The following is a 2,227-nucleotide window of genomic DNA, read 5'->3' as shown; positions in this document are numbered from 1 at the left end:
GGGTGCGGGCCGCCTGGCGGACCGCCGCCGCCCATGACGCGGGCAGGCCGGTCGCCGCCGCCTCGCCGACGTCGCGGATCGCGGTGTCCACCTGCGCCCGCTGTACGGCGGTGGCGGCGGGTATCGAGGTGCGCCCGACGATCTCTCGGTCCTGAGCCGCGGGTGCGGAGGATCGCCCAGCCGTCGCAGCCGTGGGGGCCGGGGGGCGTCCGGCCGTCTCGCGGTCACGAGCCGCGGGTGCCGGACGGCGTCCGGCGGGCTCTCCGTCCCGGGTGGCGGAGCCCGTGCCACCCGTGGTGCCCATCCCCAGGGCGGGCCGGGAGGAGGACGGGTCCAGGCCGATGCGGAGCCTGCGCAGCGGATCGGGCCGGAGCCGGCGCACCCAACGGGTGACCGGCCAGCCGGTGGCGGTCACTGCCCGGTGCCGGTGCCCCTTGGCGACGGCCTCCACCACGAGGGGCACTCCTGCGGCCTGTTCCAGGGCAACCGTGAGCCCCCGGCCCAGGCGTGCCGAGACGTCCCCGGTAGCGGCCTCGGGCAGCTCCGTGCGGCCGGCCATCTCCCGGCCCGCCGCCAGCACGCCCACCTCGGCGGGACGCCCTCCATTGCCTGGCGAGTGGCCGGGGGGCTCCGGCTGGGCCGGGTCGGGGCGGGAGCTCGGGGCGGTGGGCGCATGGGTGGGCGCATGGCTGGGCGCATGGCTGGGCGCATGGCTGGGCGCGTGGGTAGGCGCGTGGGTGGAGGCGGTGGCGAGAAGGTCGGCGGCGGTGGTGACGTCGGCGGACAGGCGGGCGGTCCACGACCTCCGGTCCGCGACGCGGCTCGCCAGCAGCGTGCGCAGCTCGTCCAGGCCGGTGCCCGAGCGGGCGGAGGTGGCGAGGATCGGTACGCCGTGCAGGCCGTCCTCCTCCAGGAGGCGTCGCAGGTCGCGCAGGCAGCGTTCGACCGCGTGGGGCGGCAGGCGGTCCACCTGGTTGAGGACGACGACCATCACGTCACGGTGGCCGGCCAGTGGGCGCAGGTAGCGTTCGTGGAGGGCGGCGTCGGCGTACTTCTGCGGGTCCACCACCCACACCAGCACGTCGACCAGCTCGACCAGGCGGTCCACCTCCAGGCGGTGGGCGAGCCGGATGGAGTCGTGGTCGGGAAGGTCCAGGAGGACGAGGCCGGAGAAGCCGGGGCCGGTAGACGACGGCTCCGCCGCCGGGTGGCGGCCGAAGACGTCCAGCCAGTCGAGCAGCGGCCCCGCGCCCGCGCCGTCCCAGACCGCCGCCTGGGCCGCCGAGGTCGTGGGCCGGGTGACGCCCACCGCCGCCACGTCCGCCCCCGCCAGCGCGTTGAACAGGGACGACTTCCCGCTCCCCGTCGCCCCGGCCAGTGCCACGACCGTGTGCTCCACCGAGAGGCTGCGCCGTATCCCAGCTCGTTCGGCCACCGCCCGCGCGGCGGCCACCGCCTCCTCGCGCAGCCGCCCGTCCGCCAGGGTGGCGGCCTCGAGCAGGGCCCCGAGCCGCGAGTCCAGCGACGGCCCCTCCTTGCGCCGCAGCAACTTCACGCCCCCTCCGCACTCTGCCGGTCATCCCGGAGCCGGTCATCCCGAGACCCGTCAGCCCGAGACCCGTCGTCATCCCGAGACCCGTCGTCAGCCCCAGACCCGTCGTCATCCCGAGGCCCGTCATCCCGGACCTGTGACACCGCCTCCGGTTGGCCTGGTAGCTCCGTACGGTGCTCTCGCACCGACCGTGCCGTCGAGAGCAGGGCGTCGGCCGTGCCCGCGGGGGGCTCGATCGACTCCAGCAGCGCCGTGTAGCGCGCGCCCTCCTCGTCCATCAGCACCCGCACCCGTTGCCGCAGGTCCTCCCGGGCCCGCACCGTCAGCGTGCGCACCGCCTGATCGCCGAACACCGCCTCCAGCAGCTTCTGCGACAGCACGCTCGTGCCTCCGGCGATGCCCACCTCGATCCCGGTCAGTCCGCCGGTCGAGGCGAACACGGCCAGCATGAGCAGCAGCCCCGCCCCGTTCACCCCCAGCGAGGCCAGCCGGGCCGTGGTGCGCCGCTCCGCGCCCTCCTCTCGTACCAGGTCGAGCACGAACTCCTGCCAGCCCCGCACCGCCGCCTCGGCCCGCTTGCCGAGGTCAGGCGAGGCGCGGCCGAGGCGGGCGGCCTCCACGGCGCCGACGCGTTCGAGCAGGCCGGGGCCGCCGGGGGTGGCCGACCAGCCGTCC

The 2,227-nt window shown here is 76.4% G+C and carries 1 protein-coding gene and 1 pseudogene; both read right to left on the bottom strand.

Annotated features, from left to right (window positions below):
• The coding region (locus tag DQW85_RS47065; protein WP_240197392.1) for a GTPase at positions 1 to 1,555 on the bottom strand (1,555 nt) is incomplete at its 3' end.
• Positions 1,552 to 2,227, bottom strand: a pseudogene (locus tag DQW85_RS24115) (hypothetical protein); the annotation flags it as partial. The pseudogene DQW85_RS24115 and the gene DQW85_RS47065, both read right to left, overlap by 4 nt.

Source organism: Nonomuraea lactucae (genome assembly GCF_003313395.1).
In the GTDB taxonomy this organism is placed as follows: Bacteria; Actinomycetota; Actinomycetes; order Streptosporangiales; family Streptosporangiaceae; genus Nonomuraea; species Nonomuraea lactucae.
The sequence above is the reverse complement of the archived record's forward strand: the minus strand, read 5'-3'. Positions and strand labels throughout refer to the sequence as shown.